The sequence below is a fragment of the Streptomyces sp. NPDC029152 genome (assembly GCF_055564355.1).
In genome coordinates this window covers 16,159-31,130 of sequence record NZ_JBVHWR010000021.1, presented here as the reverse complement: position 1 = coordinate 31,130, position 14,972 = coordinate 16,159, and the positions used below count along the sequence as shown (strand labels likewise).

Below are 14,972 nucleotides of genomic sequence, written 5' to 3'. Positions count from 1 at the left end.
ACGGCCGTCGATCCCGGGCATAACCACAACCTCCGCCCCCGGGGAACTTCAGCCCCACCGGCATCCGAGGGAGTCCTCATGCTGCGCGGCATCGACGTGAGCGCCTACCAGTCCTCCAGCTACGACACGGACGGCCTCTCCTTCGTCTTCATCAAGGCGACGGAGGGCCGTTCGTACGTGAGTCCCAGACTCGCGGCCCAGACGGACCGGGCGCGCGACGCCGGGCTCGTCGTCGGCTTCTACCACTTCCTGTGGCCGGGCAACCTGACCGCCCAGGCCGAGTACTTCCTGTCCAAGGCCCCGGAGAGGAAGGGCGACGTCCTCGCCGTCGACTGGGAGACGACCGGCGAGGGCACCCGTGCGAGCAACGCCGAGAAGGACCGCTTCATCCGGAAGCTGAAGGAGCTGCGGCCCGACAACCGGGTGATCCTGTACTGCAACCGTCATTTCTGGCTCGAGGTCGACACCACCTCGTACGCCGGCGACGGCCTCTGGATCGCCGACTACGTGACGGCGGGCGAACCGCGCATCGAGGCCGAGTGGCGCTTCCACCAGTACACCGACGACCCGGTCGACACGAACGTGGCCGACTTCGCGAGCAGGACCGCGCTGGAGGAGTGGGCGCGGGGCGCCTGAGCGGGCCGTCAGCCCCGGAAGTCCGCGGGGCGTTCCGGGGACGCCTGAGCCAGTGCCCCGGTGACGTCGTCCACGCCCGCGCGCAGGCCGTACACCGGGGTGCCGGGCTGCTGGCGCCAGGAGTCGTCGACGCCGCCGGCGTCCACGGTGTCGAAGCCGAGCTCGTCGATCAGGGACCGGACCTTCGCCTTGGCCGCCTCGTCGTCGCCGGCCACCGGGAGCGCCATGCGGTCGGGGTCGCCGGCCGGGCGCGGGCGGTCCAGGATGTCCTGGGCGTAGGTGCCGTTGAAGGCCTTGACCACCGGGTGGCCGAGGTGACGTTCGGTCCAGCGGCTCTCGGTGAGGCCCTCGTCCTCGATGCCGGCGATCCGGCCGTCGCGCTGCGGGTAGTAGTTGCCGGTGTCGATGACCGCGACGTCGTCGGCGGCCCCGTCCAGGACGCCGGAGGGCAGGTCGGGGATCGCCCTGAGGGGGATCGTGACGACCACGATCTCCGCGCCGCGCGCCGCCTCCCCGACCGGTACGGGGGTCGCCCCGGTCTCCTCGGCCAGCGCGGTGAGGGTGTGCGGGCCGCGGGAGTTGGCGACGGAGACGTCGTGCCCGAGGGCGGTCAGCCGCCGGGTGAGGTTGCCGCCGATGTTGCCCGCGCCGATGATGCCGATCTTCATGGTCCGACTCGCCTGGCCTTCCGGAGGTCGTGTCCTACGGGTCCGGCGCGTCCACCGCGCCGGTGATCGGCGGCAACCTCCGGGCGCCGCGGGCTATTCCGGCGCCGCCCGGCATTCACCCGGGGGGCGGCATGACGAGGGGGCGCCCGCCGGAGGTCCGGACGGGCGCCCCCTCGGGCGTCGCCTACTTGTTGAGGTGCGCCCAGAACTCGTCGAACGACAGCATCTTGTCGCCGTTGAGGTCGCGGCCGGCGATGATCGCCTCGGCCACCGACTCGGTGACGTTCCAGTCACCGCCCTGGGCCAGCGCGGTCTTGAACTCGGCAGCGGTGATGAACCCGTCACCGTCCGTATCGATCCGCTCGAACTGCTTGCGCGCTTCCTCGATGTCCGCCACCGATCAGCCCCTCATCCGTGCTCCGGCCGTGCTGTCGCACGCCACTGACGCAGGTCAGATTAGCTGCCCGTCCGGGCCTCCAGCGCGGCGACCACCCACCCGAACTCCTCCTCGTACGTCGGCTGGGGCCCCAGACCGCTCACGGCGGCCGACAGTTCCCGGTACCGGCCGACCCGGCTGTCCGTCATCGCGGTCAGGCGTTCCAGGACGGCGGCGGGGTCGGCGTCGCCGAGCAGCGGGCGCAGGACGTCCCCGGCCCCGGGCGCATCAGGGGCGACGCCCCGGCGCAGCGCGTCGCCCGCGAGCCGCACGAGACGGCTGACGAACCACATGGAGGTGCCGGCGGGGACGTCCGGCCCCCGGTCGGCCGCGTTGAACTCCACCATCGAGCGCATCAGCGCCCGGAAGCCGGGGTCCTGGATCAGCTCGGCCAGTTCCACCCAGGCGTCCACCTGCTCCGGCGTCGGGTCGTCGGGCAGCGTGGCCGCCGTGAACCGCAGCCGGCGGCGGACGTCGGGGTCCGCCGTGTCGATCCCGTCGAAGAGCTCCGTCATGAAGTCGTCGACGATCCGCCCGCGTTCGGCGGCGGACAGTCGCGCCAGTCTGTTCATCAGGGTCGTCTCCTTCGCGGTCGAGCCGCGTCGCGCCACGGACGACAGCACCGCGCGGGTCACCTTCAGCGACGCGATCTGCGCGTCCAGCGCGCTCACGTGTGCCGCCGCGACCTGCGCGACCGTCGTCTCGCCGGACAGGACCCGGTGTACGGCGTCCAGGCCGAGGCCCAGTTCGCGCAGGGTGCGGATCAGCTCCAGGCGGGCGACGGACGCGGCGTCGTAGAGGCGGTAGCCGCCGGCGGAGCGGGTCACCGGGGGCAGGGCGCCCTCGTCGGACCAGTAGCGGATGGTGCGCACGGTCAGTCCGGTGGCCCGCGCCAGCTCGCCGATGGTCATGAGTCCGGTGCCGTCGTCGGTCATGTCTGGGAGTCTGGGCCCTCCAGTGGGTGGAGACTCAAGGAGCACGGTGACGGAGAGCCTGCGGGAGATCCTGGACGCGGCGGCACGGGGTGTCTTCCCCCCGCCGGACGGCGGGACGACGGTGGTCGCGCAGCCCGGTCCGCGGGACGCGGGCGTCATCGCCTTCACGGCGCACTCGGTCGTCTTCACGGACGAGGACGAGGGGTGGGTGCGCGAGGCGCTGGACTCCCTGGAGTGCGACCCGCTCGCCGCGACGATGCACGCGCGGTTCCTGGCGGCCCTCATGGAGCGGACCGGGCGGACGACCGACACGGTCGACGTGCTGCTGACCGGGGCGCCGCTCGCGGGGCGCCCGCCGCTCGCCCTGACGGAGGTCGTCGATCCCGGGCATCCGCGGGTGGTCTCCGCGCGACGGCGGCGCGACGACGTACGGGTGTGGGCGGCGGACGGCGGGGTGCTCGTGCTGGGGCGCGGGGTCGCCGGGCGGCTGGAGGTCGCGGTGGAGGTGGCGGAGGACGCGCGGCACCGAGGGCTGGGGCGGCGGCTGGTGACGGCGGCGCGGCAGCTGGCCGGGGGCGAGCCGGTGTGGGCCCAGGTGTCGCCGGGGAACGCCCGCAGTCTGCGGGCGTTCCAGGCGGCGGGCTACCGGCCGGTGGGGTCGGAGGCCCTGTTCCTCCTGCCCGGGGGGCCAAAGGGCCGGGCGGTCAGTGCCAGGGCTCGTAGTGCGGGTTGCTCTCGCACCCGCTCATGATCTCGGTCCTGGTCTGCTTGTCGACCGGGCAGACGCCGATGACGTACCGCCGCTGGATGCCGCCGGGGAAGGCGACCTCGACCTGGTCGGCCCACCTGTGGGTGTCGCCGATGGTCTTGTTGACGTCGATGCCGCCGGGCGCGTCGATGTAGTAGTTGTAGCCGGACTTGTACCAGGTCTTGTACAGGTCGTGGTCGTAGGTCGTCGACACGTACGGCGAGGGCTGGTTGACCAGGACGTACTTCTCGACGTCGTACTGGCCGTTCTCGACGTCCTTGGCGTGGAAGCCCTCCTCGAAGACGACCTGCGGGCCCCTGCTGTCGCTGCGGTAGAGGGTGCCGCAGGTGGTGCGCCAGACCGGTTCGGGGGTGATGCGGTCGACGTCGACGCCCCGGTCGGCGGCGGCCTCGAGCTTGTCGTCGAACCGGGGGCAGGCGGGGGCGGCCTTCGCGGGTGCCGCCGCCGGGGCCGCCGCGCCGGGGACGGCGGCGGCGGAGGTGGCGAGGACCGCGGAGGCGGACAGGACGGCGGCGGCGGCCCGGCGCCGCAGACGAGTGGTGATCATGCGGGTACGATCCCGGCTCCGCGGCGGTGGCCCGCGGATCATCACCCGATGGCGGCGTGTTGGCCGAATCCCCTTGCCGTCAGCGGAAGATGCCGGTGTGGCCGAGCGAGTAGCGGCCGGGCTGCGGGTAGACGGCGAGGCCGTGCGGGCCGTTGCCGACCTTGATCCGGGCCAGTTGTCCGCCGGTGCGGGTGTCGATGGCGTACACCTCGGCGTCGTAGCGGCCGGAGAGCCACAGGACCTTGCCGTCGGCGGAGACACCGCCCATGTCGGGGCTGCCGCCGTCGGGCAGGCGCCACTTCCTGGTGAGCTTGTTCTCGGTGAAGTCGAAGACGGAGACGGTGCCCTCGCCCCGGTTGGAGACGTACATCTCGCGGGAGTCGCGGCCGACGTAGAGGCCGTGGGCGCCCTTGCCGGTGGGCAGGAGGGTGGGGGTGGTGAACGCGTCGCCGTCGAGCACCCACATGCCGTCGGCCTTCATGTCGGCGATGTAGAACCTCCTGCCGTCGGGTGAGATCTTGACGTCCTGCGGCATCGCGCCGTCGAGGGGCAGCTTCTGCTGGGCGACGACCTCCATCTTCCGGGTGTCGACCTTGAGCAGTTCGCCGCTGAACTCGCAGGAGACGACGAAGTAGCGCCCGTCGAGGGAGAAGTCGGCGTGGTTGACGCCGTAGCAGGTGACGGGGACGGTCTTCTTCACCTTCATGGTGTGCGGGTCGCGGAAGACCAGTTCCCGGTCGAGGGAGGCCATGACGACGGCGTACCTGCCGTCGGGCGTGAAGTACAGGTTGTACGGGTCGTGGACGTCGACCGGCGCGCCCGCCCTGCCCGTCTCCGGGTCGATGGGGGTGAGGGTGTGGCCCCGGTTGTTGTTGACCCACAGGGTCTTCAGGTCCCAGGACGGCACCACGTGCTGGGGCTGCCGGCCGACCGGGATGGTGTCGACGACCTCGTAGGTCTTCGGGTCGATGACCGTGACCGTGTCGGACTCGGTGTTGGGGACGTAGACCCGGGAGGGGAAGCCCTTGACCGCCGGGGAGAGCTTGTCCGGGCGGTCGGCGGCGTAGACGTCCTTCGGGTCGAGGACGGGCGGCATGCCGGGCAGGCCGTCGACGGCGGGCTTCCGCTCGGCGGGGGAGGCCTTGGCGGCACGGGTGCCCGGGGGTGTCCCGCCGGGCTGCTGCCGTCCGTCGCCGCAGGCGGCGAGTGCGGCGAGGGCGAGGCCCGCGATCAGGGTGCGGGTGAGGGTTCTGGCGTGCATCAGCCGATCAGCTCCGTGGTGGTCACCGCGCGCAGTCCGCGGCGGTCGAGTTCTTCCAGTACGGCGGGGAGCGCGGCGACCGTGTCCGCGTAGCCGAAGTGCAGGCTCACCACGGACCCGCCGCGGACCGCGCCGAGCACGGAGCGGGCGACGGCGGGGGCGCCGGGCGAGGTGAAGTCGAGGGGGTCGACGTCGTAGGACAGGACGTGCGGGTAGCCGGCGCGGACGGCCAGCCGTTCGACGAGCGGGGAGGCGCGGGCGGCGCGGGAGGGCCGGAACCAGGTGCCGACGGAGCCGGTGAGGCGCTTCAGGCGCCGGGCGCAGTCGGTGATCTCGGCGTACGCCTCCGCCTCGGTCATGGCGTTGACGTCCAGGTGGTGCTGGGTGTGGTTGCCGAGGTCGTGGCCGCCGTCGAGGATGCGGCGGGCCAGTTCCGGGTGGGCGTCCAGCCAGGTGCCGACGGCCAGTACGGTGACGCGGGCGCCGTGCCGTTCGGCCTCGGTCAGGATCGCGCGGGCGGTGGCGGGGTCGCCCTGGCCGTGGAAGGTGAGGGCGACGCGGGGGCGGTCGCGGGGGCCGTGGGCGATCTGGACGGGGCGGCCGGGGAAGCGGCGGGGAGCGGGCGCCGTGAGCACGGTGGCCACGCCGGGCGTGCGGGGCGGGGACGGTGCGGAGGCGGAGGGGTGTGCGGCGGGGTGGGCGGTGGCGCCCTTCGTGCCGCATCCGGTGGTCAGCGCTCCCGCGGCGAAGAGTCCGGCGCACGCCGCCAGTGCGGTTCGGCGGTCGGTCGTGGTCACCGCACCATTTAAGGCGCGTCACGTCCGGAAACGGGTGATTCGTCCGAACGGCGGCCGGTCTCCCGGGAGGCGACGCGGTGCGGGCCGGCGGGCGCGGCGCGGGCCGGCGGGCGCGGCGCGGGCCGGCGGGCGCGGCGCGGGCCGGCGGGCGCGGCCAGCGAGGTGCGGGACGGGGCGGCGGGTGCGGTGCGGTCCGGCGGGTGCGGCGCGGGCCGGCGAGGTGCGGGACGGGGCGCCGGCCTCAGCGGTCCGTCACCCGCATCTCGAACCAGGTGGTCTTCCCGCGCGGCAGCAGATCCACTCCCCAGCGGTCGGACAGCTTGTCGACCAGGAAGAGTCCGCGTCCGCTGACGTCCGTCTCCTGGACCGGCATCAGGCAGGGCAGTCCCCTGGAGGGATCGCGCACCTCGACGCGGATCCAGCCGGGGCGGCGGCGCATGTGGAGGCCGAAGGCGCGGGCGCCGGTGTGCCGCACGGCGTTGCCCACCAGTTCGGAGACGAGCAGGACGGTGTCCTCCGTCACCTTGGGGGACACCTTCCACCGGCGCAGCGCCACCACCTGGGCCAGCCGGCGGGCGGTGGCGGCGGACTCGGGCCGGGACGGTAACCGGACCTCGCGCTCCGTCGGATCGCCGAACAGCTCCAGCGCCCTGAGCGCGTGTTCGTCCTCGACCGCCGGCGACCAGCGCGCCGCGGTCGCACGTCCGGCTCCCCGCGGCTGTTCCGTACCCTCCAGCCCCGCCATGCCCCCATCATGGCTGCCTTCGGTGGGCTCCGGGGCCGTTCCCGGTGAATGCGCCGGAGCAAAGCCGGAGCGCCACGAGGGGCGTGTGGCATGTGCCAGGGGCAGTTCGGGACTGCAAACAGCGTTGTTGACCTGCACGAACCGTCCGGCCGGAGACCGGCGTCGGGCTCCCTCGACAAGGCGCGCTCACCGGTGCGCCAAGACTGCCACGAACCGCCCCGTCGAGGGATCCTGGATCAGACACCGCGCCGATGACGGCGCACGGTCCCGGTGCTCAGACGAACTTCGCCTTTCCGGGGCCCTCCTCCACGAAGCTGCGCATGCCGCGTTCGCGGTCCTCGGTGGCGAACAGGCCCGCGAACCAGTTCCGTTCGACGGCGAGGCCGGTCTCGATGTCCGTCTCCAGGCCGGTGTCGATCGCCTCCTTCGCCGCGCGCAGCGCGATCGCGGGTCCCTTGGCGAGACGGGCGGCCCAGGCGTGCGCCTGCTCGTAGACCTCGGCGGCGGGCACCACGCGGTCCGCCAGGCCGATCGCCAGCGCCTCGTCGGCCTTCACCTGGCGGCCGGTGAAGATCAGGTCCTTGGCCTTGGAGGGGCCGACCAGCCGGGACAGGCGCTGGGTGCCGCCCGCGCCCGGGATCAGGCCGAGCAGGATCTCGGGCTGGCCGAACCTGGCGTTGTCCGCGGCGATGCGGAAGTCGGCGCAGAGGGCGAGTTCGCAGCCGCCGCCCAGCGCGTAGCCCGTCACGGCGGCGACGACCGGCTTGGGGATGCGGGCCACCGCGGTGAAGGACTCCTGCAGGGCACGGGCGCGCACGATCATCGCCGCGTGGTCCATCACCTGCATCTCCTTGATGTCCGCGCCTGCCGCGAACACCTTCTCGCCGCCGTGGATCACCACGGCGCGCACGTCCTCGCGCCGCGTGGCCTCCTCGGCGAGCTCCTTCAGCCGGTCCTGCGTGGCGACGTCCAGCGCGTTCATGGGCGGGCGGTCCAGGCGCAGCGTGCCGACGCCGTCCGCGACTTCGAGATGTACGGTCATGCTCCGCAGGTTAGCGGGGGTTAACGGCTGCGGCCCCGGTGCCGTACCTCACATCGAGGGCACCGGGGCCGTACGCGGCTCGCGCCGGCAGGCTCAGGCCTTCCACTGCTCCCAGGACATGTTCCAGCCGTTGAGGCCGTTGTCCGGGGCGATGGTCGCGTCGTCGGAGTTCTCGACGACCACCACGTCGCCGACGAGCGAGTTGTCGAAGAACCACGCGGCGGGCGTCTCGTCGTCCCAGCCGCCCTGCACGTCGCGCAGGCCGACGCAGCCGTGGCTGGCGTTGCGGTTGCCGAAGGCGTCGCCGCCCCAGTAGTTGCCGTGGATGAAGGTGCCGGAGGTGGACAGGCGCATGGCGTGCGGGACGTCCTTGATGTCGTACTCGCCGCCGTAGCCGACCGTGTCGCCGTTCATGCGGGTCACGGCGAGCTTCTCGGTGATGACCATCTTGCCGTTCCAGGTCTCGTACCCGGGGGCGCCCGTGGTGACCGGGACGGTCTTGAGGACCTTGTCGTCCCGCACGACCCGCATCGTGAGCTTCTTGGCGTCCACGACGGAGACCTGCTTGCGGCCGATGGTGAAGGAGACCGTCTTGTCCTGCTTGCCGTAGACGCCCTCGCGGCCCTCGACGCCGTCGAGGGCGAGGTCGACGGTGACCTTGGTGCCGGCCTGCCAGTACTCCTCCGGGCGGAAGTCCAGGCGGTCGTTGCCGAACCAGTGGCCCTCGACCTCGACGGCCGGCTCGGTCCTGATGCGGATGGCCTTCTCGACGTCCTCGGGGTTGGTGATGCCCCGGGTGAAGCGGATGGAGAACGGCATCCCGACGCCGACCTTCGAGCCGTCCTCCGGGGTGAAGGTGCCCATGAAGGTGTTCTCCGGCGTCAGCGTGGTGAAGCGGGAGTCCTCCGCCGCGGTGCGGCCCTCGGAGTCCTTGGCGACCGCGTGCACGGTGTAGGCGGTGGAGGCGGCCAGGTGGGTGGACGGCGTCCAGGTGGCGCCGTCCCCGGATATCTCGCCCTCGACCGGGTCGCCCTCGGCGTCCTTGACCACGACCTCGGTCAGCTTGCCCTTGGCGGCGGCGACCTGGAGGGCGCCGCTGGTGTCGACCGACGTCGCGCCGTTCGCGGGCGCGATGGTGACGACCGCCTCGGACTGCTTGCCCTGTGCGGCGGTGGCGCCCTTGCCGGACCCGTCCCCGCCCTTGCCGGACCCCGGGTCCGCACCGCCTCCGCCGCACGCGCTCACCGCCAGCAGCACGCCGAGCATCAGCGCCGGCAGCCCCCTGCCGGTCCCCTTGCCGCTCCGCCCCCGGATGCCGGCCGACGTCGTCCCCGATATCGGACGCACGTTCACCTTGTCTCCCCTCGCCGGGCCTGCTCCGGCCCGCGCCCCAGTGCGCACGCTCGCGCACCGGCGCATCGTAACCGCAGGCCAGGGACGTTGCGGCCAAGGGAATTGTCACTGTTCCGTACCGAGTTGGCGCCGTGGGGACCGGGTCACCGGACCGCGCTGCCCGCCTTCCACGCCGCCCAGCCCATGTTCCACCCGCCCAGGCCGTTGTCGGGGGCGACCGTCTTGTCCCTGCTGTGGACGACCTCGACGACGTCGCCGATCAGACTGCGGTCGAAGAACCAGCCCGCCGGGGTGTCGGACCCGCCGCCCTTGACGTCGCGCAGGCCGACGCAGCCGTGGCTGACGTTGACCCGGCCGAAGGTGTCGGCGGGCGCCCAGTAGTTGCCGTGCAGGAAGGTGCCGGAGCTGGTGAGGCGGATGGCGTGGGGGACGTCCGGGATGTCGTACTCGCCGCCGAAGCCGACCGTGCGGCTGTTCATGCGGGTGACGTCGAGCATCTCGGCGACCACCATCTTGCCGTTGTAGGTGGGCGTCGTCGGCGCCCCGGCGGTGATCGGCACGGTGGCCAGCAGGGTGCCGTCCCTGCGCACCTCCATGGTCCGCTCGACGGCGTCGACGAGCGAGACCTGGCTGCGGCCGACGGTGAAGGAGAACGCCTTGTGCTGGAGCCCGTAGACCCCCGGCGCGCCCTCCACGTCCCGCAGCCTCAGGGCGACGGTGACCTTCGTGCCGGGCTTCCAGTAGTCCTCGGGCCGGAAGTCGAGCCGGTTCCTGCCGAACCAGTGGGGGCGGATCTCGGTGGCGGGCTTCGCGGTCACCGAGACGGCGCGTTCCACGGCGGCGCGGTCGGTGACCTCGCGGTTGAACTCCAGCGAGACGATCATGCCGGTGCCGACGACCGAGCGGTTCTCGGGTGCGACGTAGGCGATGAAGCGTTCCTCGGGGACGTAGGTGGTGAAGGTGGTGTGCCGGGCGGAGCGGCGGCCGTGGCCGTCCAGGGCCACGGCGTCGACGGTGTACTTCGCGGCGAGGGCGAGCCGGCCGTCGTCGGGCTTCCAGCTGCGGCCGTCGGCGGAGATCCGGCCGGGCACCGGGGTCTCCTGCGCGTCCTGCGCCTTGACGACCTTCACCGATTCCAGGCGCCCCTCGGGCACCCGTACCGACAGTCTCCCCTCCGGCCGGACGTCCTTGCTCCCGTCGTCGGGGGTGACGCGGATGACGGCCCCGGGGGCGGGCGGCTTGCCGAACACCTCACCGAAGCCGGAGCCGATGCCGCTGCTGCCGCCCGAGGTGCATCCGGCGGCCCCGGCCAGCAGTCCTGCCCATGTCATGACGGCGGCCAGGACGGCCCCCGCGCGCCGCGCGCGCCCATGTACGTGCCTCACACCCACCCGTAACGACCGGCCGGCCCTGGGGAAACGTGAGTGCGAGCCACGTGGTGGGCAGAACAGTGGGGAGGACGACGCGACGGGGGGCAGCGGTCGGGACACCGTGCGCCCTCCTCCCGTCTCCGCCACGTCGTTCCACGAGCCGCAGGAGGCTGACAGGTGTCCAGCGCAGCCGAGCAGGAGGCGGTGGCCGGGAAGCGGGCCGCCGAGGACGGGCGCCCCGCCGTCGTGGTGAACGGCGCGCGGCGTGCCGCGCCGCCGCCCGCCGTGCCGGCCTGGCCGGGTACGCCGGTGCCGCTGGGCGCCCGGTTCCGGGAGGGGCCGGACGGGGTGCCGGGGACCAACTTCGCGCTGTGGGCGGGCGGGGCGGAGGCGGTCGAACTGTGCCTGTTCGACGAGCGGGGTCCCGGCGGCGGGGAGAGGCGGGTGCGGCTGACCGAGCTGACGCACGAGATCTGGCACGGCTTCGTGCCGGGCGTGCTGCCCGGCCAGCGCTACGGCTACCGGGTGCACGGCCGCTGGGACCCGTGGACCGGCGCCCGCTGGAACCCGGCGAAGCTGCTGCTCGACCCGTACGCCCGCGCGGTGGACGGCGAGTTCGCGCTGCCGCCCGAGGTGTACGGGCACGTCCGCGACTGGCCCGAGCAGCACGTGGCGGACACCGTGCGCGACGACCGGGACTCGGCGCCGTTCGTCCCCAAGGGCGTCGTCGTCCACGACGACGACGACTGGTCGGACGACCACAGGCCCAAGACGCCGTGGGCGGACTCGGTCATCTACGAGCTGCACGTGCGCGGTTTCACCAAGCTGCACCCCGGCATACCCGAGGAGCTGCGCGGCACGTACGCGGGCCTCGCGCACCCGGCGGCGACGGAGCACCTGGTGAGGCTGGGCGTGACGGCCGTCGAACTGCTGCCGGTGCACCAGTTCGCGCACGAGGACCACCTGCTGAGGCGGGGCCTGAGGAACTACTGGGGCTACAACTCGATCGGCTACTTCGCCCCGCACGCCGCCTACGCGGCCTCCGGCACCACCGGTGAGCAGGTCGGCGAGTTCAAGCGGATGGTGCGCGCGCTGCACGCGGCGGGCATCGAGGTCATCCTCGACGTGGTCTACAACCACACGGCGGAGGCGGGCGAGCTGGGCCCGACGCTCTCCCTGAAGGGCATCGACAACCGCGGCTACTACCGCCTCCAGCACGACGCGCGCCGCTACGCCGACTACACCGGCTGCGGCAACACCCTGCACGTCGTCCAGCCGCACGTCCTGCGCCTGATCACCGACTCCCTGCGGTACTGGGTGACGGAGATGGGCGTGGACGGCTTCCGCTTCGACCTGGCGGCGGCGCTGGCCCGCTCGATGCACGACGTTGACATGCTCTCCCCGTTCCTGGCGGTGATCGCGCAGGACCCGGTGCTGCGCCGGGTGAAGCTGATCGCCGAGCCGTGGGACGTCGGCTCGGGCGGCTACCAGGTGGGCGCGTTCCCGCCGCTGTGGACGGAGTGGAACGACCGCTATCGCAACGCGGTGCGGGACTTCTGGCGGCACGCGCTGCCGGACGTGCGGGAGATGGGGTACCGCCTGTCGGGCTCCAGCGACCTGTACGCCTGGGGCGGGCGGCGGCCCTACGCCTCGGTCAACTTCGTCACCGCGCACGACGGCTTCACGCTCCGCGACCTGGTGTCGTACGAGCGCAAGCACAACGAGGCCAACGGCGAGGGCAACCGGGACGGCGCGGACGACAACCGGTCCTGGAACTGCGGTGCGGAGGGCGAGACGGACGACGGGGGCGTCCGCGCGCTCAGGCGGCGCCAGCTGCGCAACCTGCTGACCACGCTGCTGCTGTCGACCGGCGTGCCGATGCTGGTCGCGGGCGACGAGATGGGGCGCACCCAGCGCGGCAGCAACAACGCCTACTGCCAGGACAACGAGATCGGCTGGGTGGACTGGAGCCTGCTGGACGACCCGGACTGGCGGCCCCTGTTCGAGCTGACCTCCCGGCTGATCGCGCTGCGCCACCGCCATCCGGTGCTGCGCCGCCGCGCCTTCTTCTCCGGCCGCGCGCACTCCGCGGACGGCCTGCGCGACCTGGCCTGGTTCACCGCGCGGGGCACGGAGATGACGGAGGGCGACTGGTACGCCCCCGCCGCCACCCTCGGCATGTACCTGTCCGGCCGGGACATCCCCGGCCGGGACGAACGCGGCGCGCCGGTCACCGACGACAGCTTCCTGGCCGTCCTGCACGCCGGTGAGGGGCCGGTGGAGTTCGTGCTGCCGGCGGCGCCGTGGGCGGAGCGGTACGAGGTGGTCGTGGACACCGGCAGGGAGGAGCAGTCCCGGGCGCCGGGCGAGGAGCACGCGGCGGGGGGCCCGATCACGGTGCCGGGCCGGACGGTGCTGCTGCTCAGGGTGGGCTGAGCGGCGCCGTCCGGGGCCCGGCCGGATCACCGCTTCGGGGAGTCCGGCAGCTCGGCGTCGGACCGGTCCCGGTGGGTGGGGGACAGGCCGTGCCCGGCGCCCGGGCGGCTCCGCGCCCGGCACGATCCGGGCGGTGCGCCGGCCGGTGCGCCCGGTCCGGGCCGAGGCGTCGGCGGCGCCGGGCACGACGGGGGCGGGCCGTTCCCTTTGGGGCGAGGGCCGACGCGGTCCGGTCCCGGCCCGGCGTGTTGCGGCTCCTTGTCGGCTTCGTGAACGCGCCGGCGATCTTCTTGACCGGGGAACGGCCCGGCTGGCAGCGTCCCGGAGCATGAGGTCCGTCGCCGTTCCGAGGTGCGTGCGCGCCGCGCTCGTGGCGCGGCGCCATGTCGACCTGTGCCGCCAGTCCAGCGCCGTCTGTCGCTGACCCGCGCCCTCACGCGCCTGCCTCCCCTCTTACCTCTCTCTTCTCCCCTGGATCACGCATGCCCGAGATATCCCGTCGTGTCTTCGGCGGCCTGGTCGGCGGCGGGGCGGTGACGGCCGTCGCCGGTGCGTCCCCCACCGCCTCGGCCGCCCCCGCCGAACGCCCGTTCCGGTCCCGCCCCGCCTCCCGTCGTCCGCACAGACGCCCGAACATCCTGTTCGTCCTCGGCGACGACCTCGGCTGGGCCGACCTGTCGTCGTACGGCGCCCCGCACATCCGGACGCCGAACCTGGACCGGCTCGCCGCGCAGGGGGTGCGGTTCACCAACGCCTACTCCGGCTCGGCGACCTGCTCCCCGACCCGGTTCAGCCTGTACACGGGCCGCTTTCCGGGCCGCACGAAGGGCGGTCTCGCCGAGCCCATCGGCAATCGCACCCAGGGCCTGGACCCGAACCACCCGACCCTCGCCTCGCTGCTGAAGAAGGCCGGCTACGCGACCGCCCTGATCGGCAAGTGGCACTGCGGCTGGCTGCCGGACCACAGCCCCACCAGGTCGGGCTGGGACGAGTTCTTCGGCAACTTCGGCGGGGCCCTGGAGTACTTCTCCAAGCTGGGCCAGCTCGGCGACTACGACCTGTACGAGGGCGACGCCACCTACAAGGACCTGCGGTACTACACCACGGTCCTCACCGAGCGCGCCGTCGAGTACGTCGGCCGCGACCACGACAGGCCCTGGCTGCTGAACCTCAACTTCACCACCCCGCACTGGCCGTGGCTGACCGAGGACGACGCGGAGACGGGCGCCGAGATCGCGGCGGAGATCCGCGCCGGGAACGTGCTGGGCGGGCTGCTGCACAACGACGGCGGCTCGGTGGAGAAGTACCGGGAGATGGTCGAGGACCTGGACGCCTCGGTCGGCCGGGTGCTCACCGCGCTGCGCCGCTCCGGCCAGGAGGAGAACACGCTCGTCGTCTTCGCCAGCGACAACGGCGGCGAGCGCTTCTCGTACCAGTGGCCGCTGAGCGGCGGCAAGTCCGAACTGCTGGAGGGCGGCATCCGGGTGCCGACCGTCCTGCGCTGGCCGGCCGGCGTCGACGCCCGCCAGGTCAGCCACGAGCCCGTCTACTCCCCCGACTGGACGGCCACCCTGCTGGAGCTGGGCGGCGCCCGGCCGGACCCGGCGTACCCGCTCGACGGGCACAGCTTCGCCGGCTACCTGCTGCGCGGCGAGAAGGCGCCCGAGCGCGACCTGTTCTGGCGGGTGCGGGGCAACCGGGCGCTCAGGCGCGGCGACTGGAAGTACTACCGCGACGCGGACGGCAGGGACCACCTGTTCGACCTGGCCGCCGACGCCCGCGAGCAGGCCGACCTCGCCGCCGACCGGCCGGGGCTGCTGGCCGAGCTGAAGGCGGCCTGGGAGAAGGTGGACGGCACGCTGCTGCCGTACCCGGCGTCCTGACCGGCGCGGACGGACGGGGCGGGCCCGCGCGAAGGGGCGCGTCGCCCGGCCGGCCGGTGCCTCCGTACGACCCCGGCGACGGTGGAAACTCGGT

General features: G+C 73.2%; 14 protein-coding genes and 1 pseudogene. 5 read left to right on the top strand and 10 right to left on the bottom strand.

Features of this window, described 5'->3' with window-relative positions:
- Positions 1-78 precede the first annotated feature (78 nt).
- Positions 79-636 (top strand): glycoside hydrolase family 25 protein, encoded by a 558-nt coding sequence (locus ACZ4V6_RS31105; RefSeq protein ID WP_467833872.1) that lies wholly within the window; start codon positions 79-81, stop codon positions 634-636.
- An 8-nt stretch (positions 637-644) separates the two neighbouring features.
- On the opposite strand, the pseudogene ACZ4V6_RS31100 reads toward ACZ4V6_RS31105, so the two are convergent.
- From ACZ4V6_RS31100 to ACZ4V6_RS31090, 3 genes and pseudogenes are all read right to left on the bottom strand, one after another.
- Positions 645-1,331 (bottom strand): annotated as a pseudogene (locus ACZ4V6_RS31100) (NADPH-dependent F420 reductase); the annotation flags it as partial.
- 157 nt (positions 1,332-1,488) lie between these two features.
- Positions 1,489-1,701 (bottom strand): EF-hand domain-containing protein, encoded by a 213-nt coding sequence (locus ACZ4V6_RS31095; protein ID WP_077799447.1) that lies wholly within the window; start codon positions 1,699-1,701, stop codon positions 1,489-1,491.
- Positions 1,702-1,760: 59 nt separating this feature from the next.
- The gene (locus ACZ4V6_RS31090; RefSeq protein WP_467833870.1) at positions 1,761-2,675 is read right to left on the bottom strand and encodes a helix-turn-helix domain-containing protein; all 915 of its coding nucleotides are present in this window, start codon (positions 2,673-2,675) and stop codon (positions 1,761-1,763) included.
- 46 nt (positions 2,676-2,721) lie between these two features.
- Here ACZ4V6_RS31090 and ACZ4V6_RS31085 point away from each other — a divergent pair, with 46 nt between their 5' ends.
- Positions 2,722-3,426 (top strand): GNAT family N-acetyltransferase, encoded by a 705-nt coding sequence (locus tag ACZ4V6_RS31085; protein ID WP_467833869.1) that lies wholly within the window; start codon positions 2,722-2,724, stop codon positions 3,424-3,426.
- Here the strand turns inward: ACZ4V6_RS31085 and ACZ4V6_RS31080 are convergent.
- From ACZ4V6_RS31080 to ACZ4V6_RS31050, 7 genes are all read right to left on the bottom strand, one after another.
- Entirely contained in the window at positions 3,380-3,991 is a 612-nt protein-coding gene (locus ACZ4V6_RS31080) for an ADP-ribosyltransferase (RefSeq protein ID WP_467833867.1), read from the bottom strand. The two genes, ACZ4V6_RS31085 and ACZ4V6_RS31080, sit on opposite strands and share 47 nt — an antisense overlap.
- Before the next feature lie 79 nt (positions 3,992-4,070).
- The gene (locus ACZ4V6_RS31075; RefSeq protein ID WP_467833865.1) at positions 4,071-5,252 is read right to left on the bottom strand and encodes a YVTN family beta-propeller repeat protein; all 1,182 of its coding nucleotides are present in this window, start codon (positions 5,250-5,252) and stop codon (positions 4,071-4,073) included.
- Entirely contained in the window at positions 5,252-6,049 is a 798-nt protein-coding gene (locus ACZ4V6_RS31070; protein ID WP_467833863.1) for a polysaccharide deacetylase family protein, read from the bottom strand. The genes ACZ4V6_RS31075 and ACZ4V6_RS31070 overlap by 1 nt, the downstream gene beginning before the upstream one ends.
- A gap of 241 nt (positions 6,050-6,290) precedes the next feature.
- Positions 6,291-6,794 carry an ATP-binding protein gene (locus ACZ4V6_RS31065; protein WP_467833862.1) on the bottom strand — a complete coding sequence of 168 codons (504 nt, stop codon included), beginning with the start codon at positions 6,792-6,794 and terminating at the stop codon, positions 6,291-6,293.
- 274 nt (positions 6,795-7,068) lie between these two features.
- Positions 7,069-7,836: an enoyl-CoA hydratase/isomerase family protein gene (locus ACZ4V6_RS31060; RefSeq protein WP_467833861.1), complete on the bottom strand. Its 768-nt coding sequence runs from the start codon at positions 7,834-7,836 to the stop codon at positions 7,069-7,071.
- Between the two features lie 93 nt (positions 7,837-7,929).
- Positions 7,930-9,189 carry a L,D-transpeptidase gene (locus ACZ4V6_RS31055; RefSeq protein ID WP_467833859.1) on the bottom strand — a complete coding sequence of 420 codons (1,260 nt, stop codon included), beginning with the start codon at positions 9,187-9,189 and terminating at the stop codon, positions 7,930-7,932.
- 143 nt (positions 9,190-9,332) lie between these two features.
- Positions 9,333-10,574: a L,D-transpeptidase gene (locus tag ACZ4V6_RS31050; protein WP_467833857.1), complete on the bottom strand. Its 1,242-nt coding sequence runs from the start codon at positions 10,572-10,574 to the stop codon at positions 9,333-9,335.
- 162 nt (positions 10,575-10,736) lie between these two features.
- Here ACZ4V6_RS31050 and glgX point away from each other — a divergent pair, with 162 nt between their 5' ends.
- The 3 genes from glgX (at position 10,737) to ACZ4V6_RS31035 (ending at position 14,878) form a co-directional block, all read left to right on the top strand.
- On the top strand, positions 10,737-12,995 hold the full coding sequence (gene glgX / locus ACZ4V6_RS31045) for a glycogen debranching protein GlgX (RefSeq protein ID WP_467833856.1): 2,259 nt from the start codon (positions 10,737-10,739) through the stop codon (positions 12,993-12,995).
- Positions 12,996-13,323: 328 nt separating this feature from the next.
- A complete protein-coding gene (locus tag ACZ4V6_RS31040) occupies positions 13,324-13,419 on the top strand; it encodes a putative leader peptide (protein ID WP_467833854.1) in 96 nt (31 codons plus the stop codon).
- 58 nt (positions 13,420-13,477) lie between these two features.
- Positions 13,478-14,878, top strand: a complete 1,401-nt coding sequence (locus tag ACZ4V6_RS31035; RefSeq protein WP_467833852.1) for a sulfatase family protein — start codon at positions 13,478-13,480, stop codon at positions 14,876-14,878.
- Positions 14,879-14,972: the final 94 nt, after the last annotated feature.

Bases quoted from the DNA above. Each gene is read 5' to 3' on its own strand.
- ACZ4V6_RS31090 (WP_467833870.1), bottom strand. From the start codon at position 2,675: ATGACCGACGACGGCACCGGACTCATGACCATCGGCGAGCTGGCGCGG.
- ACZ4V6_RS31040 (WP_467833854.1), top strand. From the start codon at position 13,324: ATGAGGTCCGTCGCCGTTCCGAGGTGCGTGCGCGCCGCGCTCGTGGCG.
- ACZ4V6_RS31105 (WP_467833872.1), top strand. From the start codon at position 79: ATGCTGCGCGGCATCGACGTGAGCGCCTACCAGTCCTCCAGCTACGAC.
- ACZ4V6_RS31035 (WP_467833852.1), top strand. From the start codon at position 13,478: ATGCCCGAGATATCCCGTCGTGTCTTCGGCGGCCTGGTCGGCGGCGGG.
- ACZ4V6_RS31060 (WP_467833861.1), bottom strand. From the start codon at position 7,836: ATGACCGTACATCTCGAAGTCGCGGACGGCGTCGGCACGCTGCGCCTG.
- ACZ4V6_RS31065 (WP_467833862.1), bottom strand. From the start codon at position 6,794: ATGGCGGGGCTGGAGGGTACGGAACAGCCGCGGGGAGCCGGACGTGCG.
- ACZ4V6_RS31075 (WP_467833865.1), bottom strand. From the start codon at position 5,252: ATGCACGCCAGAACCCTCACCCGCACCCTGATCGCGGGCCTCGCCCTC.
- ACZ4V6_RS31080 (WP_467833867.1), bottom strand. From the start codon at position 3,991: ATGATCACCACTCGTCTGCGGCGCCGGGCCGCCGCCGCCGTCCTGTCC.